Origin of the sequence: Rheinheimera texasensis (genome assembly GCF_964031785.1) — a bacterium.
GTDB lineage: Bacteria > Pseudomonadota > Gammaproteobacteria > Enterobacterales > Alteromonadaceae > Pararheinheimera > Pararheinheimera texasensis_A.
This window is the reverse complement of record NZ_CAXIRE010000021.1, coordinates 332,599-355,898: the sequence shown is the minus strand read 5'-3', so window position 1 is coordinate 355,898 and position 23,300 is coordinate 332,599. Positions and strand designations below refer to the sequence as shown.

Below are 23,300 nucleotides of genomic sequence, written 5' to 3'. Positions count from 1 at the left end.
TGTTAACACAACGAGGATTAGCATGTTTACCGGAATAGTTCAGGCACAGGTGCAGGTGAACGAAGTGGTGCAGCGCGACAACTTTATCCGGTTGACGCTACAGGCAACGCCGGCGCTGCTCGGGACGTTGCAGCGCGGCGCCAGTATCGCGGTCAATGGCACTTGTCTGACCGCCACCGAATTTGACGAAGCTGCCGGTTGGGTCAGCTTTGATGTCATCGACGAAACGCTGCAAAAAACCAATCTAGGGACTTTGCGACCTGGCTACCGGGTTAATTTTGAGCGTTCGCTGAAATTTGGCGATGAAATCGGCGGCCACATCGTATCCGGTCATGTGTCCGCGACTGCAGAAATACTAGCGATAAAGCGCAGCTCAGATAACTGTGCGATGCAGCTTAGTTTTCCGGCCGAACTTGCGGCCTTTATTCAGCCGAAAGGTTTTATCGCTGTTGATGGCGCCAGCCTGACAGTTGGTGCTATTGAAGGCGACAGTTTTTGGCTGCATCTCATTCCGGAAACACTGGCAGTGACCACGCTTGGCAGCAAGCAAGTTGGCGACCGGCTTAATCTGGAATGCGATCAGCAAACAGTGACCATAGTGCAAACCGTCGAGCGTTATCTGGCACAACGTGGTCAGTAAAACTGTTCGTCCTCAGCGTCGACAAACACCTGTACGCTATGCCGTGACTCGTCCTTATGCATCACGATATGTATGGGGTTGCAACAATTGCTGCAATCTTCGATGTCGTCCTGATCATCGCCGCTGATATCCAAAGTGATGTGAGTCGGGTGGCCGCAAAAAGGGCAGAGGATGGTTTTGTAAAGGAGTTGCATGAGATTCTCCTCATTAGACTTGCGCCGTTGTTGCAGTGTAGAACCGCACGCCAGATGCGGCGAGCGGCAGCGAACTCCTGGTTTCCCGCTGAAACCACACGCTGTAAAGCTCTGCAGGGAAAGCGGCGTCAGTTCAGCGATTTAGCAGCAGGCTGTCGTCAAGTTGCAGCAGCGAATCCAGCACTTTATCGGCGATGCTGTATCTGGGGTCATGCCGCAGATGCGCCTCCGGCACTGCGATGCAGCGCATCCGCGCCGCTTTGGCCGCTATCACACCGGTCACACTGTCTTCCAGCGCCAGACAATGCTCAGGTGCAATGTTCAGTGCCGCCGCGGCATTTAAATACACCTGCGGATGAGGCTTGGCATAAGGCAAATACTGGGCAGAACAGGTCGCCTGAAAATATGGCGTCAGTTCAAAATGCTCTAAAGCCGCCAGCATCATATGGTGATTCGATGAAGTCGCGAGCGCAACCGGCAAGCCTAAACGCTGGCACTGTTGCAGCGCCTCACGGGCGCCGGGTAATAAGGTGCCGTGCCGGCGCAGCAGCGTGACCACTTTATCAATAATCAGATCAGCCACGTCACCTTGAGTTGGCCCGGTCCAGGGCGCCTGCCGGTACCAGTATTCGACCACATAGTCACAACGCCAGCCGACGGTTTTGGCGGTATCTGCCAGCGTGAGCGGTACACCTAAAGCAGAAAATGTTTCAAATTCAGCTTGTTGCCAGAAATCTTCCGAATCGAGCAACAACCCATCCATATCAAAAATAACTGCCTGTACCACTTCATCTCCTTATTTCACTCAGCGCGAGCTCAACTCAACATAAGCTCAGCTTAACAGCTGTTGCACCAACTCAAGCGCCTGCCAGCGGTAGCGGCCGCCGCGTAGATAGGCCAAGTGCAGCAAATGGTACAGGTTATACAGGTCTTTGCGTTCGGTAAATCCTTCCGGCAGCGGATGGACTTGCTGATAGGCAGAAAAAAAAGCCGCCGGCATCGGGTCAAACAGCTCCGCAAAAGCCATATCTACTTCGCGGTCGCCAAAATAACAGGCCGGGTCAAACAGCACCGGCGTTTCGCCTAAAAAGCCAACATTACCGCGCCAGCATTCGCCGTGCACCAGCGCAGGCTTAGGTTGATGGTGGTGTAGGCGCTGGCGCACGCGCTCGACAATTTTGTCGATATCGCCAAAGCCTTGTTGTTGTTCAGCTAATAACTGCAACAACCAGCCGATGCGTTGTTCGGAAAAAAACACCGACCAGTTGCCACTCCACTGGTTGGGTTGCAGGGTGGCGCTTAAATAGTTGTCCCAGTCAAAACCGTACATAGCCTGATCATCCGCCTGATGCAAAAACGCCAGCTGATGGCCGAGCGCCTGCCAGCCGTATGGATGATCAGTGGCCAGCGGCAAATACTCCAGCACCAGAAAAGCTTTCTCAATGGTTTGGCCGGCACAGATCACCTGCGGCACTTTCAGGCAATGCCGGTTTTGCATAAATTTCAGTGACAGCGCTTCGGTTTCGAAGCTGTCCAGCACCTCACGATGATTTAGTTTGACCAGATAGTGCTGTTCACCACCGCTTAGGTGATACAGCAGATTATCGGAATGAGTGGCGAGCTGTTGTTTGTGGGTGATCCGGAATTCCTGCTCAAGTTCGGTACTGATTTGGTCTGAAATGGCTTGCCACATCGTGTTGCTCCGCAGTGAAAAAGAGGTTGCTCTAAAGAAGTATGGCCGACTTTGCCGGTTCCGCCGACCAGCCGTGTTGATCAGAAACAAAGTATCGGCAGCTTGAAGACGGGACAGCAGACTTGCTCCGGCCGGGCGCAGCCAGTAATATGGCTGCGCTTTTTAGTGCGCCGCCTTTGATACGTTCTCTGGCTGCGTTGTTTCGCCACTCGTACGGCAAAACCAAAAAGCCCATTACCCATTCTTATTCAACATGTGACCCTTGGTACGGGCCACCACTGTGAGGATTTATCATGCCAGTCATTACTCTGCCAGACGGCAGTCAACGTGTATTCGAAGCCCCATTGTCTGTGATGGATGTCGCCAAAGACATAGGCCCGGGTTTAGCCAAAGCCACCATCGCCGGTAAAATTAACGGTCAGCTGGTGGATGCTTGTGAATTAATCACCGAAGACAGCAGCTTAAGCATTGTTACCAGCAAAGATCAGGAAGGTTTAGAGATCCTGCGCCACTCTTGTGCGCATTTGCTTGGTCATGCCATCAAACAATTATGGCCAAACGTCAAGATGGCGATTGGTCCGGTCATCGACAACGGTTTTTACTACGACGTGGATTTAGACCGCCCAATCAGCAGTGACGATTTAGCGCAATTAGAAGCGCGTATGCTGCAACTGGCGAAGACCGAATACGACGTGGTGAAGAAAAAAGTCAGCTGGCAAGAAGCCTATGACACCTTCGCTGCCCGTGGCGAGTCCTACAAGATGGAAATTTTGACCGACAATGTCGCCAAAGACGACAAACCAGGTCTGTACCATCACGAAGAATACATCGACATGTGTCGCGGTCCACACGTGCCAAATATGCGCTTCTGCCAGCACTTCAAGATTATGAAAGTGGCCGGTGCTTATTGGCGCGGCGATGCCAAAAACAAAATGCTGCAACGCATTTACGGCACAGCCTGGGCAGATAAAAAACAACTGGCGGCTTATTTACTGCAGTTAGAAGAAGCTGAAAAACGCGACCACCGTAAAATCGGTAAAGCGCTTGGCCTGTTCCACTGGCAGGAAGAAGCGCCGGGCATGGTGTTCTGGCACAACGACGGCTGGACAATTTTCCGCGAACTCGAAGCTTTTGTGCGCGAAAAACTGGCTGAGTACGATTACCTGGAAGTCAAAGGTCCATTTATGATGGACAAAGTGCTGTGGGAGCGTTCTGGTCACTGGGAAAAATATTCCGAGAATATGTTTGTCACCAGTTCAGAAAATCGCGACTACGCCATCAAACCAATGAACTGCCCGGGCCATGTGCAGATTTTTAATCAGGGCCTGAAGTCTTACCGCGACTTACCGCTGCGGATGGCCGAATTTGGTTGTTGTCACCGCAACGAGCCATCAGGTGGCTTGCACGGCCTGATGCGCGTGCGTGGTTTTACTCAGGATGACGCGCACATTTTCTGTACTGAAGAACAAATTCAGGCGGAAGTGTCGAGCTGTATCAAAATGATTTTTGATGTGTACAGCACTTTTGGTTTTAAAGAAGTGGCAGTCAAACTGTCGACCCGGCCAGAAAAACGCATCGGTACTGACGAGATGTGGCACAAAGCCGAACAGGCGCTGGCCGAAGCGCTGGAAGCCAATGGCATTGCCTTTGATTTGCAGCCGGGCGAGGGCGCGTTCTATGGTCCGAAAATCGAATTCACTTTGCATGACTGTTTAGGCCGGGCCTGGCAGTGTGGCACAGTGCAGCTCGATTTCGCATTACCTGGTCGTTTAGGCGCCAGCTACGTTGCTGAAGGCAATGACCGTCAGGTGCCTGTGATGATCCACCGTGCTGTGCTTGGCTCGCTGGAACGTTTTATCGGTATTCTGATTGAAGAATATGCCGGCTTCTTCCCGGCCTGGTTAGCACCAACTCAGGTTGTCGTGATGAATATCACCGACAATCAGGCGGATTATGCCAAGGAATTGGTAAAAACTTTCAAATCTCACGGTATTAGAGCAACTTCTGACTTGAGAAATGAGAAGATTGGCTTTAAAATCCGCGAGCATACGCTTGCCCGCGTTCCATATCTGGTTGTAGTCGGTGACAAAGAAGTCGAATCCGGCGATCTGGCACTGCGGACGCGCAAAGGCGAAGACCTTGGCAAAATGACTGTCGCAGCATTTGTTGACAAATTAACGACAGAAATCAACAGCCGGGTCTGACCGATTTCAATCTCTGGAGGAACGTACCATTAAAGTAGGAAAGAAACCTTTAGCAACGAACAGACCGAATCGTATTAACGAAGAAATCAACGTACGCGAAGTACGACTGATTGGTCTGGAAGGTGAGCAATTAGGTATTGTCAGTACCGCTGAAGCCATCCGTTTGGCTGATGAGGGTGGTTGTGATCTGGTAGAAATCAGTCCAACAGCTGAACCACCTGTTTGTAAGTTAATGGACTACGGTAAGTTCCTGTTTGAAAAAGGCAAAGACCTTAAAGAACAGAAGAAAAAGCAAAAACAGATCCAGATCAAGGAAATCAAATTCCGGCCTGGAACTGATGAAGGCGATTACCAGGTAAAACTACGCAACCTGCGTCGCTTCATTGAAGAGGGTGACAAAGCCAAAGTAACGCTTCGCTATCGCGGTCGTGAAATGGCGCATTTGGACATCGGTATTGAGGTCCTCAACCGGATTAAAGGTGACATGGCAGATATCGCTATCTGTGAGTCATTCCCAAGCCGTGTTGAAGGTCGTCAGATGATCATGATGCTGGCCCCAAATAAGAAGTAATAAGTGCAATCAAGTGAATCCGTGCTCCGCTGCGGTAACGCAGTGGCGGTGCGGTTTTCCGCCTTATTATTCGTTGTAACTACACAATTGCGAGTGAGTTCACTATGCCAAAGATGAAAAACAACAAAGGCGCTGCAAAGCGCTTTAAGAAAACCGCTTCTGGTGGTTTTAAACGTAAGCAATCACATCTTCGCCACATCCTGACGAAGAAGTCTTCTAAGCGTAAGCGCCATCTGGGCCCGAAAACTTTAGTTGCTAAAGTTGACGTCGCTTCAGTAGTTCGTTGCCTGCCATACGCATAATTTTAGGAGACTGACATGCCAAGAGTAAAACGTGGTGTGACCGCACGTGCGCGTCATAAGAAGGTATTAAACCAGGCAAAAGGCTACTACGGTGCCCGCAGCCGTGTTTATCGTGTAGCTTTCCAAGCAGTTATCAAAGCCGGCCAATACGCTTACCGCGACCGTCGTCAACGTAAACGTCAATTCCGTCAACTGTGGATCGCGCGTATCAACGCTGCTTCACGTCAAAACGGTTTATCTTACAGCCGTTTCATCGATGGTCTGAAAAGAGCATCTGTTGAAATCGACCGTAAAATTCTGGCTGACATCGCAGTATTCGACAAAGGCGCATTTGCTGCCTTAGTTGCTAAAGCGAAACAAGCACTGTCTGCTTAATCTTGATTAAGTAGTTGAAAAGGCAGCCTAGGCTGCCTTTTTTGTTACTGGTTTTGCAGGAATTTCTCGCGAAAGCTGCAATAAAAAAAGACGCCGCAGCGTCTTTATTAAATCTTTATGATGCAAAGTGGAGCTCCGGGGCTTAGTTCACCGCAGGCTGAAACTCCATAATCACTTTATTATCTTTAAACAGCTGCAGCTTTTGCTGATTCACTTCAATCCGATCTGCAGTTTGCAGTTGTTTGGTGAATTGCTGTTCATAGAAATTAGCGTCGTTACAGAATTTACGGGTACTGACGATTGGCATCACTTTAAGCTGATTATCTTTTTGCGAATAACCGGCATTAAAGTTATTACAACCGGAAAAACCATAAACCCGATTGTTGTCGTCAAACATCACACGGATATTTAATTTCTGCGGCACACTGATTTGCGACACCGTCTGTAAACGCCACACCAGATTTTGTACTTTAGCGGTCGCAGCTTTATCCGGGCAGGTAGCACCTGGCCAGAACTGATCAAACTTATCGACCATCAGTGCCTGATGTTGTTCTGCACTTTTACGGGCGGTCATGGTTGCGACGACAGCTTTACCACTGAGTTTCGGGTCGGTCTGATAGGACCGTAACATCGGCATATGGTGCTGAGTCATGGCGATACTATGGTTCTCACCCGTCATGCAGTCGATAAAACTGGCTTCATTGTTTTTCAGCTGATACAGGCCTAATAACGGCATCCGGGTATCAAGGCGGCTGAACTGGCTGGTTCTGGTCAGCGTCTGGTTCTCTTTTGATACCATTGGTTTACCAGCGGCGTTTAACAGAATCAAATGCTGATTGCTGCCAAACTGGAACGAAGGGACTTTGCCTTGTTTGCTGGATAGATGCAGTGTGCGATCGTCCAACTGCCAGGTGCCTTGTAACAGTTCAACGGTGTTGCGGTCGATATAATCGCGGCGTAATTCAAATTTGCCGTCCTGCAGAATATTCAGCTGATACTGGATGCCGGGGCATTTTTTACAAGGCAGGGTGCCATGAAATGACATATCACGGTCAATAAAAATCAAGCCAAAATCTGTTGGCATCGCCTCTGTGTTGTCAGAGTTCACGACTTCACCGGGTACCAGTTCAGGTTCGGCGGCAACAGGTTGTACCGGTTGAACCGGCACAGGTTTCATCTTCTGTTGCGGTAAATTCGTACAGGCAGATAACAGGACTGCGGCGAGCACCAGACTACGTTTCATTCATTACACCCATCAGAACACAGACCTTTGACATCAAAGGCCGAAAACTGGCGACATTATAATGAAAATCTCGCTTTGATACAGACGTTTTGTCAGTTGGACCTCAGAAGCGCCATGCTGTTAATGAAGCAAACAGCAGAGCAGGCTGCGGGCATTCACTTATTGCTGCTGCCGGAGCCATCGCAGCACCAAAGCTGCACTGTGCTCTGGGGCTTCCTGCATAAAACAATGACCACCTTTCACTTGCTGCACTTGCAGCTGTGGGCATTTTTGCTGAAAAAACGCCGCAGACTTCCGCACAAAGGGATAGCTGTTTTCGCCGTAAACTAACTCAATGGGTTTTGTGGTGTTTTGCAATGACGACCACAGTCGTTTTGGAAAACTGGCAAAAACCTCCGCCTCCCGCTCTGGCGCACAGCGTAGCGTTAAGCCTTGAGGGGTTTCGGTGAGGCCATGTTCAATATAGGCGTTGAGCGCATCGGGATGCCAGCCTCTGAACATGCCGCGCTGATGGAAATAGTCCCAGGCTGCTTGCTTGTCTGCAAAGTGCTGCCGCCGTTTGACGGCGCGGCGTGCGAGTGGATTATGCCGGTACAACCCCAACCATTCTAAAGCACGCATGCTGTGTAGCATGGCTGGGGTAAACAGCACCGGGTCGAGCAGCAGTGCAGCGGCAAATGGGCTATGCGGTTCGCTGTGTAATAATGCGGTCAGCACACCGCCAAAACTATGACCAATGCCATATACCGGGACGTCTCTGTAGTCGGCTAAATGGGCCTGAAGCGCTTCATGAGCAAAAGCAGCACTTAAGTTCCAGCCGACAAAGCTGCCGCCATGTTCACTGAGACCGTGGCCCTGGGCGTCCGACAGAAACAGATCAACCTCGTTTTGCAGCAGAGACAACATAGGCCAATACATCTGACTGCAAAAACCATTGCCATGTAACAGATGCAATAGCGGTTTACCACTGGGAATGCTACGCATCCCTTGTAGGGTGAAACCAGCTCGGGTTTGGTGTTGCCAGGGGATCAGCTGCATGATTTTTCTCAAGTAATTACTCTAATCACACTGCCACAAGGCAGTTGCAGGAATCAAGTCGGTACGGTGTCAAAGTCATAAAAAGCAGGCATAAAAAAAGCCACCCGCAGGTGGCTTTTGGCGTGGTCAATACTTAGAAGTTATAGGTCAGACGGGCGTAGTAGAAACCGCCGTTGAAACCCATGACCGCAGTAGTTGGGTATTTTGCACCCAGCACTTCAGACCATTCGTTTTCATCCGGCAGTTCATCAAACAGGTTCGATGCACCTAAGGCTACACTGTAGTTGTCGCTGAAGTTGTAAGTCACTTCGGCGTCGACAGTCAGTTCAGCGCCCAGATACAGCGGTAAACCACCGTCTGCAGCAGAAACAACACCAGAATCGGCGTGGTCTTCATAGTAGCTGCCATAGTGGTTCAACCGGACATAACCATTCCAGGCACCTTGGTTGTGACTGACCGTGAAGCTGCCGCGCACGCTTGGCAGGCCTTCTTCGATCTGCTTGACCTTGGCTTCCCAGATGTAGTCAGAGTGACGGTCTACAGAGGTTTTAGTCCAGTTTGCTGCTAAGGCAAAGGTGGTACGGCCACCGAACTGGTCCATGCCATAGTTCGCAACGAAATCAGCGCCACGGGTGGTGGTGTCAAAATCGTTGGTAAAATACTTCACGCCAGTGAAGCTGCTGGCGTCACGCACACCCAGCGCTAACAGTTGCTGAATGTCCGCAGCAGTGAGTTCCTGTGAAGACGACTGACTGATACGGTCATCTACTTTGATTTGGAAGAAGTCTAAAGTGACATATAAATCATCGACTTCAACCACAGTACCAAATGACAGGTTGACTGACTCTTCCGGTGTCAGCGCTTTGCCGCCTTTTAACACCGAAATCGGGTGGGTTGGCGGTAAAGTCGCGTTATCCACCAGACCTTTGCCAGCGGTAAAAGAAGTGGTGACGTTACGGACTGTTGACTGACCAATAGTTGGAGCGCGGAAACCGGTGCTGGCTGCTGCGCGCAGTGCAACTTCGTCGTTAAACTGATAACGACCAGTCAACTTGGCATTGGTAGTAGAACCAAAGTCTTCGTAGTCTTCAAAGCGTAAGGCGAAATCGGAGCGGAAATGATCGCTGAACTCGGCGCCAAACTCAGTGTACGCAGCATAGTTATAACGGTTAAAAGAACCCGCATCATCTGGCTTGAAGCCTGGGAAGCCGTTCGAGCCGATACCAAAGCCCTGAGAAGCTAAAGGCCCGACTTCAAACGAGTTTTTATCACCGGCGTAAATCTCGAAAGTATCAATGCGATACTCAAGACCTGCCGCAACCGCCAGTGGATAAGGCAGGGCGTCGATTTCAATCAGCTTGTTCATGTCATAGTTCAGCGCCTGTTCCTGCTGCACATATTTACCCGCGTTAAAATCGCGTGGCGTGGCAGCACCCATTGAGGCATTGATGGTGTTTTTGATGTAGAACTCAGCTTCACTACGGCCATAAGTAGAACTTAAATCAAAGTTCCAGCCGTTAGACCAAGTGCCTTTTAAGCCTGCAGCCAAGGATGCATCGGTAACAATACCGCCAAATTTCGGCGTAAAGCCGCCAGGTAAAGATTTAAAGAAAGTGAAGCAGTGTGCTGGTAACGCATTCACTTTACTGGTGATTTGACTGTGTGACTGACCGGTCAGGCCGATAGTCGGGCAGGCGCCTTTGGTGGTATCCAGATTACCGATTAACAGGGTTTCGCCACCATCGTTGGAATACACACCACCACGGGTCTGTGGGTTGCGGTAATAAAAGCCACCTTCTACATCGCGTTGGGCAAAGTTACCGAAGGCATAAAATTCTTTTTCTTTGGCCACTTCAAGGCCGATATTACCGAATACCTTAAAGTCGCGTTTAACTTCAGGTGAGCCCCAGACTTGTGCTGGATTGGCGATATTGGTATTGCCCGCGGCGACTAAACCCGCCGCATCACCGCGCTGAACGCTACGGCTGGTTGGATCTGATTGTTTAAATTCGGTGCTGAAATTGGCAAAACCATTATCGGTAAACGGCAGGCCGACATTGGCACTGACCTGACGTAAATCACCGTCGCCATCATAATGCTGGCCGGTTTTTAACTCGATAGCACCGCCTTCACTGGCATCTTTCAGGCGGAAGTTGATCACCCCGGCAATGGCGTCAGAACCATATTGGGCTGCGGCACCATCACGCAGAATTTCTACTTGTTTCAGCGCAATCGAAGGAATAGTGGAAATATCCGGGCCTTGAGAGCCGTCCGACAAACCGCCGCCGAGGAAAGTGATCACGGCAGAGCGGTGACGGCGTTTGCCATTCACTAAGACGAGCGTGCTGTCTGGTGGCAGGCCACGTAAGTTGGCCGGACGTACTAAAGTGGAGGCATCGTTGATCGGCTGGGTGTTGACGTTAAAAGATGGCACGACCGCGCTCATCAGCGTCATCATGTCGCTAGGACCGTTTTTATTAAATTCGTCAGCTGAAATTACATCGACCGGTACTGCGGAATCGCCGACTGAACGTGGCGCACCACGTGAACCGACGACAACGATTTTTTCAACGTCTTGCTCGGCTTTTTTGTCAGCGCCGGCATCCTGTGCCAGAGCCAGTGGGCTGCCTGCTAACAGCATCAGCGTACCGCCGGTCACTGCAGCCTTGATGCAGGCTGACAGTGGATGAATTGAGGTAGTCATTTTCATTGGGTTGCCTTTTATTATGTTTATCCTGGATATACTGCGGCACTTTTTTTATTTTTTGGCGCGCACGATTAACTTATTGCAATTAAGTTCATTTGTCCAACGGCTGAATTTGTTGTTCTGTCTCAAAATGTTTGCAAAGTTTGTCTCCTTTTAGTCCCTGAAATGGGTGTATCTCAGCAGCGACGTGCATTGGCGCTGGTCGGACAGGGCCGTCAACCGGCGCTTTTGCGCTTGAAAAAAACTGGCCAGTGCAGTTAGATGCAGCTTCTGACTCTCTTTTTCGGACTATTCATGAAAAAAACTATTTTGTCCGGCGTCATCCTCGGTGCCGGTTTTCTGGCGCAAGCGTCGGCGCAAACACTTGATTTACCACGCTTGTTTGCAGAGCCAGCTTTGAGCGGTACGGCGCCCAAATCGCTGAGTTACGCGCCGGATGGCAAACGCATCACTTATCTCAAAGGCAAGGCCAAAGACGCGAACCGGCTGGATCTCTGGCAATACGAGCTGGCGACAGGCCGGCATAGTCTGCTGGTAGATTCCGACACGCTGTTTAGCGGCGAAGAGATACTGTCGGATGAAGAAAAGGCCCGCCGTGAACGGTTACGGCTGTTCGCCAGCGGTATTGTCAGTTATCAGTGGTCGAAAGACGGCAAAGCGCTGCTGTTTCCGCTGAATGGCGATTTGTATCACTATCAGCTCAGCACGCAAAAAGCCCGTAAGCTGACTGACACTGAAGCTTTTGAAACTGATGCGCAGATTTCGCCAACCGGCCGTTATGTGTCATTTGTCCGCGAGCAAAATATTTATGTCATCGATCTCAAATCCGGCAAAGAAACGCAGCTGACTTCGGATGGGAAAGGCACAGTACGTAACGGCATGGCAGAATTCGTCGCGCAGGAAGAAATGGGCCGGATGACCGGTTACTGGTGGGCGCCGGATGACAGCAAAATCGCCTTTACCCAATTTGACGAGTCGTCCGTGCCGGAAGCGGTGCGTAACGAAATTTACGCCGATGAAATTAAGCTTTATAACCAACGCTATCCATTTGCCGGTAAAGCCAATGTCCGCATTAAGTTAGGCGTTGTCGGGGTCGCCGGCAAAACACTATCCTGGCTGGATCTCGGCAAAGAACAAGACATCTATCTGCCACGCGTAGAATGGACAGAAAACCCGAATTTACTGACTTATCAATTGCAAAGCCGCGACCAGCAATTGCTGGAATTGAGACTTGCGGATTTGGCCACCGGGCAGCAAAAAACTCTACTGACTGAAACCAGTAAAACCTGGGTCAATTTGCATGACGATTTACATTTCCTCAGCGACAAACAGTCCTTTATCTGGGCGTCAGAACGCGATGGTTATAAACATTTGTATCTGTATTCACTGCAAGGCGGCGCGCCAAAGCAGCTGACTTCCGGTAACTGGATAGTCAATCATCTGGAAAGTGTCGATGAAAAAGCCGGACTGATTTATTTCAGCGGCCGTAAAGATACGCCGCTCGAGAGCCATCTGTATAAGGTGCCGGTGCAGGGCGGTAACATAGTTCGGTTGACCGAGCCGGGTTATAACCATCAGGTTGTCGTGGCAAAGAATGGCAGCGGTTTTATCGATACGGCATCTGCTGTGGTGAAACTGCCAACAGTGTCGCTAAAAAACGCGCAGGGGCAGACCGTGACAGTGCTGGAAGCCAATGCGCTGGATGACAAACATCCGTTGACGCCTTATGCCAAGGAATTGGTGACGCCACAGTTTGGTACGCTCAAGGCCAAAGATGGTCAGACGTTGCACTACCGTTTGTTTAAGCCAGAAACGCTGGTGCCGGGGAAAAAATATCCGGTAATAGTTGGTGTATACGGTGGCCCGGGCGCGCAGCGCGTAACCAACAGCTGGAGCAGCAAAGATTTGTATTTCCAGTATCTGGTGCAGCAGGGTTATCTGGTGTTCCAGCTGGACAACCGGGGTTCAGAAAACCGCGGTAAGGCGTTTGAAGATCCGATTTTTGGCAAACTGGCTGGAGTGGAACTGGACGACCAGAAAACCGGTGTCGACTATCTGCGCACTTTAGCTTTTGTCGATGCTAAACGTATTGGCATTTACGGCCACAGTTACGGCGGTTATATGACCATTATGGCGATGCTGCGCGCCGGCGATTATTTTGCTGCCGGGGTCTCCGGTGCGCCGGTCACAGACTGGGCTTTGTATGACAGTCATTACACCGAGCGGTATTTGGGCCATCCGGCCAAAAATGCCGCCGGCTATGAAGCCAGTTCAGTGTTTCCTTACGTCGGTGGTTTAACAGGTAAGCTGATGATTTATCACGGTATGGCTGACGACAACGTGTTGTTTACCCATAGCACCAAGTTGTTTTCTGCGCTGCAAAGCCAGGGCAAACCTTTTGAGATGATGACCTATCCGGGCAGTAAACACGCGATGTTTGGCCAGCCGGTGCAAACGCATCTGCACCAGACCATCACGGATTTCTTTAACCGGACTTTAAAAGACTAAGCTGTGGATCAGCCTAGAAAAAAGGTCGCTGCTGCGACCTTTTTGCTATCTGCTTCAATGAATTAGCTCTAGCTGGTCAGTTCGTTGCTACAGGCTGCATTTGTGCATAGCAGTTGCAGATTCTGCACTGTGGTCTGGCTGATTTGTGTCAGTGCTTCCTGCGTCAAAAAGGCCTGGTGGCCGGTGATCAGCACATTGGGGAAAGTCAGCAGACGCTGAAAAACTTCATCGCTGATCATCTGATCTGACAAATCTTTGAAAAACAAATCGGCTTCCTGTTCATAGACATCAAGGCCGAGCAAACCAATCTTGTGACTTTTCAGTGCCGCAATCACCGCTTTGGTATCAATCAGGCCACCGCGGCTGGTATTGATCAGCATCACGCCATCTTTCATTTGCTGTAGCGCTTCTGCATCAATCAGATGATGGCTGTCCGGGGTCAGCGGGCAGTGCAGGCTGATAATATCGCTATTGCGATAGAGTTGTGAAAGGTCCACATAGCGCGCTGAAGGTGGCAGCAACTCGGGTTGCGGTTTTGGGTCATAACACAAAATCTGCATGCCAAAGCCATGCAGAATGCGCGCTGTGGCAGCGCCAATCCTGCCGGTACCAATCAGACCGACAGTTTTGCCGGCGAGATTAAAACCAATCAGGCCCTGCAGGCTGAAGTTATCATCACGTACGCGGTTATAGGCTTTATGCAGTTTGCGGTTCAGGCATAACATCATCGCCACGCAATGCTCTGCGACCGCCTCGGGCGAGTAGGCCGGCACTCTGCCAACCCGGATACCGAGTTTTTTTGCAGCATCAATATCGACATTATTAAATCCGGCGCAGCGCAGCGCGACAGCACCAACGCCTTGTTGCCTGAGCGCTGTCAGTACAGGCGCACTGAGGTCGTCATTGACAAACACACAGACGGCCTGACTGCCGGCTGCCAGGCTCGCGGTTTGCAAATTTAACGCTTCGCCGACAAAATGCCACTGAATACCGGTGACTGCAGCCTGGCGCAGAAAATCTGCATCATAAGGCTGTGTACTGTAAACAGTGACCTGCAGTTGTGATGTCATCGGCGCTTACCTCCTGAGCTGATTCAGGCTGTTGCCTGCGGTAATAGTGCGAGCTCTGCCTCAATCGCATCGATAAACTGGTTGGGTCTGGTCCGCGGTGCATAACGTTTGACCACCACACCGTCTTTATTCACCAGAAATTTGGTGAAGTTCCACTTAATAGCCCGGGTTTTCATCAGGCCACGAGCCTGATCTTTCAGATACTCAAACAGCGGATCTGCATCTGGCCCATTAACCTGAATTTTCGCCAGCACCGGAAAGCTGACGCCGTAATTGAGCTGGCAAAATTGCTGAATATCCTGATCATTACCAGGCTCCTGGCCACCAAACTGGTTGCAGGGAAATGCCAGGATCTCCAGACCTTGCTGATGATATTGCTGATACAGACGCTCTAAATCCTGATACTGCGGTGTAAAACCACAGCGACTGGCAGTGTTAACAATCAGCAGGACTTTATCGCGATAGGTGGATAAATCCAGTGGCGTGCCTTGTGGCGTGCGAACCTTAAAGTGATGGACGTTGGCCATACATTCCTCTTGTTTGCCTTGGCGCTGACGTGGCTAAAACGCCTGCCAAATGTGATTTGAATGATTTTGCTATTTGTAGCATAAATTTGTACAGTGGCGGTTAGCCTGTCACAGAATTAAGTCAATTGTATGTCAGAAAGAACTTCTTTAGCTTCAGAGCCTTGTGTTATCGCTTTTGTCGGATTAGGCGTTATGGGCTATCCGATGGCCGGTCATCTGAAAGCCGCTGGTCACGATGTCGCTGTGTATAACCGCACCGCGTCCAAAGCCAGCCAGTGGGTCACCGAGCATCAGGGGCGAAGCGGTCAGACGCCGGCCGAAGCGGCAACAGGTGCAGAGCTTGTCATGCTGTGTGTGGGCAATGACGATGATGTGCGCGCCGTCGTGTACGGTGAGCAGGGCGTGCTGGCGCAGATGCAACCTGGCAGTGTGCTGATTGACCATACCACGGCGTCGGCCGACCTGGCGCGTGAGCTTGCAGCCGCTTGTGCCGCAAAAGGGATTGGGTTTCTGGATGCGCCGGTGTCTGGCGGTCAGGCGGGCGCGCAGAACGGCGCCCTGACTATCATGCTGGGCGGCGATGCGGCTGATTTTCAGCGGGCGGAGCCGGTGCTACGTCATTATGCCAAAAGTGCCCGTCTATTAGGTCCGGCCGGCAGCGGACAGCTGGCGAAAATGGTCAATCAGATTTGTATCGCCGGTGTGGTGCAGGGGCTGGCCGAAGCCTTACATTTTGCGAAGTGCGCTGATTTGGATGCCAAAGCTGTGCTTGAGGTGATTTCCAAAGGCGCCGCGCAATCCTGGCAGATGGAAAACCGGGGTGCCACTATGGTCGATGGCCAGTTTGATTTCGGTTTTGCGGTGGACTGGATGCGCAAAGATCTCAGCATCACCTTGAACGAAGCACGCCGCAACGGTGCGCAGCTACCGGTTACAGCATTAGTCGACCAGTTTTACGCCGAAGTGCAGGCACTCGGCGGTAACCGGCAGGATACTTCGAGTTTGATCCGCCGGTTAAAAACACCAACGCGTTAGGCCAGCTGGCTAGTCGTCGCGCTGCTGCATGCTCAGCAGCGCCAGCCCCGACAACAATAACAGCGGCACCAGCACCAGCTGACTAAACACATCCAGTTCACTGCGCCAGTTCAGCCACAAAATCAATCCGCTTTGTGATCCCAGTGTCAGCCAGCTGATTTGTTTCAGACCTAATTTCATGTTGCACCTCCTGTTGACTTGAATTGAGTTTAACCTGGCTGAAAATTGCGCTATAGTGGCAATATTGACATATTTAGTGCTTAAAGTGACATATGAAGCAGGTTGTGATTCTGATCTATCCGGGCGTGGCTTTAGGGCAGTTGACGGGCATGGCCGAGATGTTCCGCTTTGCCAATGAACTGGCGCGTTATCTGGAGCCAGCGGCGGCAGCGGACCGTTTTCAGGTAGGGTTTTATCAGCTGGGTGGTGGTGCCACTTATCAGGCTGATGTGTTGCAAATAGCCTGTGTGACTGCTTTACCGCCGCAAATTGACGCCTTGTTGATCCCGGGCAGTTATGCTCATCAAAGCGCCGAGCTGAGTCAGGTCACTGCGTTGTTTCGCCAACACAGCGCGTGGTTTTCGCAACTAAACAAGGCCGGCACTTTGATTGGTGCTGGTTGCAACGGTAGTTTTGCCTTAGCATCCACCGATCTGCTTGACGATGGGCAAGCCACCACCTGCTGGTTTCTCAGCGAATATTTCCAACATCTGTTTCCCAAGGTGCAATTGCAGGTGGAGGCCACTGTTTGTCGCAGTGGTACTTGTTTTACCGCCGGTGCCACCAGCGCTTATCTGCAGCTCTGCCTGCAACTTATCAGTGAATTTGCAGGTAGCCGGTTTAGCCGGCAGCTCGCCAAAATTATGTTAGTGGAACCGGCGTTTCATAGTCAGGCGCCTTTTATGTCAGTGCAGCAAATGGTCAGCCATCAGGATGACCGTATCGCCGCGGTGCAGCTATATCTGCGCAAACATCTGGCGGAGCCACTGGACTTACAGCAATTAGCGCAGCGCTTTGCGATGAGTGGCCGCACCCTGATCCGCCGCTTTAAATCGGCAACCGGCGACACACCGATGGCATGGCTGCAAAAATTACGCATAGATAAAGCAAAAAATTTGCTGGAAACCACGCTATTGCCGTTGGAGCAGCTGACACAGCAAGTAGGTTATGAAGATGTTTCGTCGTTTCGCAAGTTGTTTCAGCAATACACCCAGATGACGCCCAAAGCGTACCGGGATCATTTTTATCAGTAAGACAGGTTCGAGCCTTGTACGTTTAGTGAGCACAAAACGTAAATTTAACTAAATATTGTCGCGTGAATTTTCCGACGTGATACAATTTTGTTAATTATCCTGCCTGTGTTTTCTGATATGAACGCTTTAGAAATTGGTTGGCAACTGTATCTGTTGCTGTTTTGTCTGGTCGTGTTGTTGCCGGTATTTGCCGTCTGGCTGTTTTGTTGGTGGCGACGATTTCCGCTGCGGCCGGCGTTATGGTCCTTGGTTGGCGCAACGATGTTGTTTATGGTGTTAAGTTGGGGCATCAGCAGCAACAGCGTGACACTGGAAGAAAACCGGCTGGCGTTGCAGGCCGGTTTTTATCATGCACAAATCGACAACATTGGCCTGGCCAGCAGCGCGATTAATGTGTTGCCGCAAGATCAGCTGGGTGAATATGCCCCGGCGATCGCTGTGAATGGCATCCGCTTGCCGGGTTATCAGGTTGGCTGGTATCTGTTACAAAACCGCAAGCTGGCTTTTGTGATGCTCATTGGCCCGCAACAAGAAGTCAGTCTGATCCGCTCCGGTGAGATGACCGCTGTAGTCGGCGGCAATCTGTTCAGCCAAAGTGGTCGGATAGTCGCAGCACACTGACAGAATAATACAAATAAAAAAGGTCGCACTTGCGACCTTTTTTATTTGATGATCAAAAGCTTATCCAGCGAATGTCATTTCTGGGATATCGCCGTTAATAACCAGCTTACCGGCAGTTTTTTGCTGAATTTCTGCCACAGAGACACCTGGCGCACGCTCCAGCAAGTGGAAAGCGCCATCTTTGACTTCCAGCACCGCTAAATCAGTGACGATCTTTTTCACGCAGCCAACACCAGTCAGCGGCAGGGTGCAGTTATCAAGCAGTTTAGAGCTGCCGTATTTGTCAGCGTGCGTCATAGTGACGACAATATTCTGCGCGCCGGCGACTAAATCCATGGCGCCGCCCATGCCTTTGACCAGTTTGCCCGGGATCATCCAGCTGGCAATATTGCCATGCTGGTCGACTTCAAAAGCGCCTAACACCGTCAAATCAACATGACCACCGCGGATCATGGCAAAACTTTCAGCTGAGGAGAAAATGGCCGCGCCTTTGATAGCGGTGACAGTCTCTTTGCCGGCGTTGATCATGTCGGCGTCTACTTCTGCATCGGTTGGATAAGGGCCCATGCCGAGCAGACCGTTTTCTGATTGCAGCATCACTTCAATACCGGCAGGCACATAGTTAGCCACCAGGGTAGGGATACCAATGCCTAGGTTGACGTAATAACCGTCTTTTAATTCCTGTGCGACACGCATCGCCACTTGTTCACGTGATAAAGCCATGCCGTTCTCCTTAATCTTTGCGAACCATGCGACGTTCAATGCGTTTTTCAAAGTTGCCTTTGATCACGCGCTGCACATAAATGCCTGGGGTGTGAATTTCAGTCGGTGACAACTCGCCCGGTTCGACGATTTCTTCCACTTCGGCCACGGTAATTTTACCGGCAGTGGCGACCATCGGATTGAAGTTCATTGCGGTGTGGCGGAACACCAGATTGCCGTAACGGTCGGCTTTCCAGGCGCGGACGATCGCGAAATCACCGGTAATGGCTGGTTCCAGCACATAATTGCGGCCATTGATTTCGCGGGTTTCTTTGCCTTCAGCTACTGGCGTACCGTAACCGGTAGCGGTAAAAAACGCCGGAATACCAGCACCACCGGCGCGGATTTTTTCCGCTAATGTACCTTGAGGGGTCAATTCCACTTCGAGTTCGCCGGACAATAACTGCTGCTCAAACAAAGCGTTTTCGCCAACATAAGAGGCGACCATTTTTTTAATCTGGCGGTCTTCCAGCAAAATGCCGAGGCCAAAGCCATCGACACCGCAGTTATTTGACACCACGGTTAAGTCGCGGGTGCCCATTTTTTTGATTTGACCAATCAGGCCTTCCGGAATACCGCATAAACCGAAGCCACCTGCGATCACGGTCATGCCATCGGCAAGACCTGCTAAGGCTTCGTCGTAGCTATGCACGACTTTGTTAAACCCTGCCATTGCTGTTCCTCTGTTGTTATCGGGCAGCTGCATTTTTAGCTGCTATGAGATTGCATGCTCAGACGGTCGCTTTAGTGAGACCGGCTGTTAATTCTGTCCGGCATTCTGCTGGCACTGGGCTTTAAGCGCCAATCCTACTTTAGAACTAGGCGCTTTGCCGAGGGCTGCCGTGATGACCCAGCCGGCGCGGGCGAGGCTTTGTAACGCAACGCCATGTTCGATGCCAAGACCATCCAGTAAATACACCACATCTTCAGTGGCAACATTGCCTGACGCACCGGCGGCGTACGGGCAACCGCCAAGACCTGCCACAGCACTGTCAATGACTGCAATACCGCGGCTTAGCGCGGCGTAAATATTTGTTAACGCCTGACCGTAAGTGTCATGAAAATGTATCGCAATTTTATCTACCGGCACCACAGTGAGCACGGCATCGAGCATTGCCAGCACCGTTGCCGGCGTGCCAACACCGATAGTGTCGCCCAAGGAGATTTCATAACAGCCCATGTCGAGCAGCGCTTTAGCGACGCGGGCGACTTCAGCGGGGGCGACGGCGCCCTGATAAGGGCAGCCGACCACACATGAGACATAACCCCGGACCCGCACACCGTCAGCCTTTGCTGCTGCCAGCACCGGCGCAAACCGCGTCAGGCTTTCGTCAATCGAGCAGTTGATGTTCTTTTGTGAAAAAGCCTCAGAAGCCGCGCCGAAAATCGCCACTTCGTCGGCACCGGCGGCGCGTGCTGCCTGATAGCCTTGCAAATTGGGGGTCAGGGCAGCGTAGGTGACGCCGGCTTTGCGCTTGATGCCGCCGAACACCAACGCCGAATCCGCCATTTGTGGCACCCATTTGGGGCTGACAAAAGCGCCGGTTTCGATGGTGGTGAGGCCGGCTTCAGCTAAGGCCTCGACCAGCGCTATTTTGGCTTCGACCGACACAGCCTGCTCATTTTGCAAGCCATCGCGTGGACCCACTTCGACGATTTTTACTGTTTTTGGCCACTGAGCTGTCATGCTGAAGCTCCTGTCTCTGCGCTGAAATCGACCAGCTCCGCACCGTCTTTGACCAAATCACCAGCCTGATAAAACACGCTGTTCACGACGCCGTTGGCCGGCGCTTTGATGGCATATTCCATCTTCATTGCTTCCATCACCAGCAAGGTGTCGCCGGCCAGCACCTGCTGACCTGCGCTTGCCATCACCGCGACCACAGTGCCGTTCATTGGCGCTTTTAAGCTGCCGGCGCTTTCATCTGCGGCAGCTACTTCGACCTGAGTCTGATAGGTGAAATCAAAGCGCTGATGAGCGATAAATACCGACACAGTTTGCGTCAGTGGGTTCGGCTGATAATGGCTTACGCGGACGCGGAACTGATGGCTGTTGCCGGCGTTCGCCAGCGTCGCCGTTAAGGTATCGCCGGAGAGTTCGGCGCGGGCGTTGATGCAATAGTCACCGACACAGAGGCGCTGGCCGGTGGCTGTGCTTTGAATCACCACCTGCGAGGAGTTATCGCCGCTTTGTAGGTTAAACCGCACCTGTGGCGCTTCGTTTAACCGCCAGCCATAACCACAACTCCAGGGCGAGCGGTCGGTCGGCGCCGGTTGTTGTTTCAGCAGCAGATACAACGCCGCTAACAATAAAGCTTGTTGTGATTCAGACTGCGCAGGGGCAAACAAATCAGCCTGATGATGTTCAATAAAATGGGTGTCGAGTTCTGCCGCCGCAAAAGCCGGATGCGACACCAGCGCGCTTAAAAAACCTAAGTTGGTTTTGACACCGGCGATGCGATATTCGTCCAGCGCATGGCGCATCCGGGCGATAGCGCGGTCGCGGTTTTCATCCCAGACAATCAGTTTGGCAATCATTGGGTCATAAAACGGCGACACTTCATCATATTCCACCACGCCGGTATCAATCCGCACATGGCGGTGGCAATCCGGCTGGCGCAAGTAGGTCAGTTTGCCGGTGGCCGGCAGGAAGTTATTGTCCGGATCTTCGGCATAAACCCGCACTTCAATGGCATGACCGTCTAATGGAATTTCTTGCTGTGTCAGCGGCAACGGCTGGTTGCTGGCCACTAATAACTGCCATTTCACCAAGTCCTGACCAGTGATCATCTCAGTAACCGGATGCTCGACCTGCAGGCGGGTGTTCATTTCCATAAAATAAAATGAGCCGTCTTCATCAAACAGGAATTCAACGGTGCCGGCGCCGGCGTAACCAATGGCTTTGGCGGCAGTGACCGCGGCTTCGCCCATGGCTTTACGCTGCTCAGCGCTAAAATTTGGCGCTGGCGCTTCTTCAATCACTTTCTGGTGGCGGCGCTGAATAGAACAATCGCGTTCATGCAGGTAAACCGCATTGCCGAAGTTGTCAGCAAACACCTGAATTTCGACATGGCGCGGTTTAGTCAGATAACGTTCCATCAGGATTTTGTCGTTACCAAAGCCGTTTAACGCTTCGCGTTTGGCGCTGTGCAGCTGCTCCATAAACTCAGAGGCCTGCCATACCACTTTCATACCTTTGCCACCACCGCCATAAGCGGCTTTAAGCAGCAATGGGTAGCCGATGCGGTTGGCCTCAGCAGCGAGGAATGTTTCGTCCTGATTGTCGCCGTGATAACCCGGCACTAAAGGCACGCCGGCTTTGCTCATAATTTCTTTGGCAGCACTTTTGGAACCCATGGCGGCAATAGCCGGCACTGGCGGGCCAATAAACACCACGCCGGCATCGGCGCAGGCTTTGGCAAAGTCTTCGTTTTCGCTTAAAAAACCGTATCCGGGGTGAATGGCTTCGGCACCACTTTGTTTGGCGATTGCAAGAATTTTGTCCGCACGTAAATAGCTGTCCTTGGACGGTGCCGGGCCCAATAAAAAGGCTTCGTCGGCCATTTGCACATGGCGGGCGTTGGCGTCGGCTTCGGAATACACCGCGACACAACGAATACCCAGCTGATGGGCGGTTTTAATCACGCGGCAGGCAATTTCGCCGCGGTTGGCGATCAGTATTTTGCTAAACATCTGGGCTATTCCTCGGTTTGGCCTGCGCTTGTCGGTTGTTGCCATGCCGGCGTGCGTTTGTCTAAAAACGCCGTTAAACCTTCCTGACCTTCAGGAGACACCCGAATAGCGGCGATGCGGCAGGAGGTTTCGGCGATAGTGTCTGGTGTGAGTGACGCATCAGCGACATAAGCCACTAAAGCTTTGGCGGCGACTACAGCCTGCGGGCTATTGGCAATAATGGCGTTGATCAGTGGCTGTGCTTTGGCGCGCAGGTCGGCCTGTTCTTCACTTCCTGCGATGTCACTGACGGCTATCTCGCTAATCAGGCCTAGTTGTAAAGCTGTGGCTGCATCAAAGCGCTCAGCTGTGGTGAAATAACGCCGGCTGGCGCGTTCACCGATGGCGCGCACTACATAGGGGCTAATCACGGCCGGGATCAGGCCGATTTTAACTTCACTTAAACAAAAACTGGCTTTGGGCGTGGCAACTGCCATATCACAGCAGGCGACTAAGCCGACCGCGCCACCAAAGGCTGCGCCTTGCACCAGCGCAATCACCGGCAGCGGAAAGCTGTTCAGTTTTTGCATCAGCAGCGCCAATGCGCCGGCGTCAGTCAGATTTTGCTGATAGTCTTTTTGCGCCATGGCGCGCATCCAGTTTAAATCGGCGCCGGCCGAGAAGTTTTTGCCGGTCGATACCAGCAGTAACACTCGTAAATTGGGCATGGCGGCCAGCGCATCCAACGCCTGAATCAGTTCAGCGATCATCAGGTCGCCAAAGGCATTATGCAGCTCCGGCCGGTTTAACCGCAGCACACCGACGTAGGCCGATTCAGCGCCATATTGTAAGAATTCAGTGGTGATTAAAGACATCAACAGCTCC

The 23,300-nt window shown here is 51.6% G+C and carries 23 protein-coding genes; 9 read left to right on the top strand and 14 right to left on the bottom strand.

The features are described from left to right. Positions 1-22: 22 nt before the first annotated feature. Positions 23-640 (top strand): riboflavin synthase subunit alpha, encoded by a 618-nt coding sequence (locus ABNT34_RS13160; protein WP_348732346.1) that lies wholly within the window; start codon positions 23-25, stop codon positions 638-640. Here the strand turns inward: ABNT34_RS13160 and ABNT34_RS13155 are convergent. The 3 genes from ABNT34_RS13155 to ABNT34_RS13145 all read right to left on the bottom strand — a co-directional run bounded on the left by ABNT34_RS13155 (position 634) and on the right by ABNT34_RS13145 (position 2,527). Continuing rightward, entirely contained in the window at positions 634-834 is a 201-nt protein-coding gene (locus tag ABNT34_RS13155) for a CPXCG motif-containing cysteine-rich protein (protein ID WP_031565019.1), read from the bottom strand. The two genes, ABNT34_RS13160 and ABNT34_RS13155, sit on opposite strands and share 7 nt — an antisense overlap. Positions 835-967: 133 nt before the next feature. Continuing rightward, positions 968-1,621 (bottom strand): hexitol phosphatase HxpB, encoded by a 654-nt coding sequence (hxpB, locus tag ABNT34_RS13150; RefSeq protein ID WP_348732343.1) that lies wholly within the window; start codon positions 1,619-1,621, stop codon positions 968-970. A gap of 45 nt (positions 1,622-1,666) precedes the next feature. Further along, positions 1,667-2,527 (bottom strand): fructosamine kinase family protein, encoded by an 861-nt coding sequence (locus ABNT34_RS13145; RefSeq protein ID WP_348732341.1) that lies wholly within the window; start codon positions 2,525-2,527, stop codon positions 1,667-1,669. Between the two features lie 293 nt (positions 2,528-2,820). On the opposite strand from ABNT34_RS13145, the gene thrS reads away from it, so the two are divergent. From thrS to rplT, 4 genes are all read left to right on the top strand, one after another. Continuing rightward, positions 2,821-4,731, top strand: coding sequence for a threonine--tRNA ligase (thrS, locus tag ABNT34_RS13140; RefSeq protein WP_348732339.1), 1,911 nt, complete (start codon positions 2,821-2,823; stop codon positions 4,729-4,731). Positions 4,732-4,759: 28 nt separating this feature from the next. Continuing rightward, positions 4,760-5,302 carry a translation initiation factor IF-3 gene (gene infC / locus ABNT34_RS13135; protein ID WP_348733716.1) on the top strand — a complete coding sequence of 181 codons (543 nt, stop codon included), beginning with the start codon at positions 4,760-4,762 and terminating at the stop codon, positions 5,300-5,302. Between the two features lie 104 nt (positions 5,303-5,406). Beyond that, positions 5,407-5,604 carry a 50S ribosomal protein L35 gene (rpmI, locus tag ABNT34_RS13130; RefSeq protein ID WP_084164043.1) on the top strand — a complete coding sequence of 66 codons (198 nt, stop codon included), beginning with the start codon at positions 5,407-5,409 and terminating at the stop codon, positions 5,602-5,604. A 15-nt stretch (positions 5,605-5,619) separates the two neighbouring features. Then, the gene (gene rplT / locus ABNT34_RS13125) at positions 5,620-5,979 is read left to right on the top strand and encodes a 50S ribosomal protein L20 (RefSeq protein ID WP_031565008.1); all 360 of its coding nucleotides are present in this window, start codon (positions 5,620-5,622) and stop codon (positions 5,977-5,979) included. Positions 5,980-6,121: 142 nt separating this feature from the next. Here rplT and ABNT34_RS13120 read toward each other — a convergent pair whose 3' ends face one another. The 3 genes from ABNT34_RS13120 to ABNT34_RS13110 all read right to left on the bottom strand — a co-directional run bounded on the left by ABNT34_RS13120 (position 6,122) and on the right by ABNT34_RS13110 (position 10,970). Continuing rightward, on the bottom strand, positions 6,122-7,222 hold the full coding sequence (locus ABNT34_RS13120; protein WP_348732337.1) for an META domain-containing protein: 1,101 nt from the start codon (positions 7,220-7,222) through the stop codon (positions 6,122-6,124). 159 nt (positions 7,223-7,381) lie between these two features. Then, positions 7,382-8,260 carry an alpha/beta hydrolase gene (locus ABNT34_RS13115; RefSeq protein WP_348732335.1) on the bottom strand — a complete coding sequence of 293 codons (879 nt, stop codon included), beginning with the start codon at positions 8,258-8,260 and terminating at the stop codon, positions 7,382-7,384. 133 nt (positions 8,261-8,393) lie between these two features. Then, positions 8,394-10,970 carry a TonB-dependent receptor gene (locus ABNT34_RS13110; protein ID WP_348732333.1) on the bottom strand — a complete coding sequence of 859 codons (2,577 nt, stop codon included), beginning with the start codon at positions 10,968-10,970 and terminating at the stop codon, positions 8,394-8,396. A gap of 291 nt (positions 10,971-11,261) precedes the next feature. On the opposite strand from ABNT34_RS13110, the gene ABNT34_RS13105 reads away from it, so the two are divergent. Further along, positions 11,262-13,475, top strand: a complete 2,214-nt coding sequence (locus ABNT34_RS13105) for a S9 family peptidase (protein WP_348732331.1) — start codon at positions 11,262-11,264, stop codon at positions 13,473-13,475. A gap of 68 nt (positions 13,476-13,543) precedes the next feature. Here the strand turns inward: ABNT34_RS13105 and ABNT34_RS13100 are convergent, their stop codons facing one another. Together ABNT34_RS13100 and ABNT34_RS13095 are read right to left on the bottom strand one after the other, a co-directional pair. Continuing rightward, positions 13,544-14,545, bottom strand: a complete 1,002-nt coding sequence (locus tag ABNT34_RS13100) for a 2-hydroxyacid dehydrogenase (protein WP_348732329.1) — start codon at positions 14,543-14,545, stop codon at positions 13,544-13,546. Between the two features lie 23 nt (positions 14,546-14,568). Then, entirely contained in the window at positions 14,569-15,072 is a 504-nt protein-coding gene (locus ABNT34_RS13095) for a glutathione peroxidase (RefSeq protein WP_348732327.1), read from the bottom strand. Between the two features lie 129 nt (positions 15,073-15,201). On the opposite strand from ABNT34_RS13095, the gene ABNT34_RS13090 reads away from it, so the two are divergent. Continuing rightward, the gene (locus tag ABNT34_RS13090) at positions 15,202-16,107 is read left to right on the top strand and encodes an NAD(P)-dependent oxidoreductase (RefSeq protein ID WP_348732325.1); all 906 of its coding nucleotides are present in this window, start codon (positions 15,202-15,204) and stop codon (positions 16,105-16,107) included. Positions 16,108-16,116: 9 nt separating this feature from the next. Here ABNT34_RS13090 and ABNT34_RS13085 read toward each other — a convergent pair whose 3' ends face one another. Then, positions 16,117-16,287, bottom strand: coding sequence for a hypothetical protein (locus ABNT34_RS13085; protein ID WP_157836209.1), 171 nt, complete (start codon positions 16,285-16,287; stop codon positions 16,117-16,119). Between the two features lie 104 nt (positions 16,288-16,391). Here ABNT34_RS13085 and ABNT34_RS13080 point away from each other — a divergent pair, with 104 nt between their 5' ends. Both ABNT34_RS13080 and ABNT34_RS13075 read left to right on the top strand, forming a co-directional pair. Beyond that, positions 16,392-17,360 carry a helix-turn-helix domain-containing protein gene (locus ABNT34_RS13080; protein ID WP_348732323.1) on the top strand — a complete coding sequence of 323 codons (969 nt, stop codon included), beginning with the start codon at positions 16,392-16,394 and terminating at the stop codon, positions 17,358-17,360. Between the two features lie 117 nt (positions 17,361-17,477). After that, positions 17,478-17,981: a hypothetical protein gene (locus ABNT34_RS13075; protein ID WP_348732321.1), complete on the top strand. Its 504-nt coding sequence runs from the start codon at positions 17,478-17,480 to the stop codon at positions 17,979-17,981. A 60-nt stretch (positions 17,982-18,041) separates the two neighbouring features. Here ABNT34_RS13075 and ABNT34_RS13070 read toward each other — a convergent pair whose 3' ends face one another. The 5 genes from ABNT34_RS13070 to ABNT34_RS13050 all read right to left on the bottom strand — a co-directional run bounded on the left by ABNT34_RS13070 (position 18,042) and on the right by ABNT34_RS13050 (position 23,290). Continuing rightward, positions 18,042-18,704: a CoA transferase subunit B gene (locus ABNT34_RS13070; RefSeq protein ID WP_348732319.1), complete on the bottom strand. Its 663-nt coding sequence runs from the start codon at positions 18,702-18,704 to the stop codon at positions 18,042-18,044. A 10-nt stretch (positions 18,705-18,714) separates the two neighbouring features. Further along, positions 18,715-19,416, bottom strand: coding sequence for a CoA transferase subunit A (locus ABNT34_RS13065; RefSeq protein WP_348732317.1), 702 nt, complete (start codon positions 19,414-19,416; stop codon positions 18,715-18,717). A gap of 87 nt (positions 19,417-19,503) precedes the next feature. Next, positions 19,504-20,430: a hydroxymethylglutaryl-CoA lyase gene (locus tag ABNT34_RS13060; RefSeq protein ID WP_348732315.1), complete on the bottom strand. Its 927-nt coding sequence runs from the start codon at positions 20,428-20,430 to the stop codon at positions 19,504-19,506. Next, positions 20,427-22,436 (bottom strand): acetyl/propionyl/methylcrotonyl-CoA carboxylase subunit alpha, encoded by a 2,010-nt coding sequence (locus ABNT34_RS13055; protein ID WP_348732313.1) that lies wholly within the window; start codon positions 22,434-22,436, stop codon positions 20,427-20,429. Before ABNT34_RS13055 ends, ABNT34_RS13060 begins: the two co-directional genes overlap by 4 nt. Positions 22,437-22,441: 5 nt before the next feature. Further along, entirely contained in the window at positions 22,442-23,290 is an 849-nt protein-coding gene (locus tag ABNT34_RS13050; RefSeq protein ID WP_348732311.1) for an enoyl-CoA hydratase-related protein, read from the bottom strand. Positions 23,291-23,300: the final 10 nt, after the last annotated feature.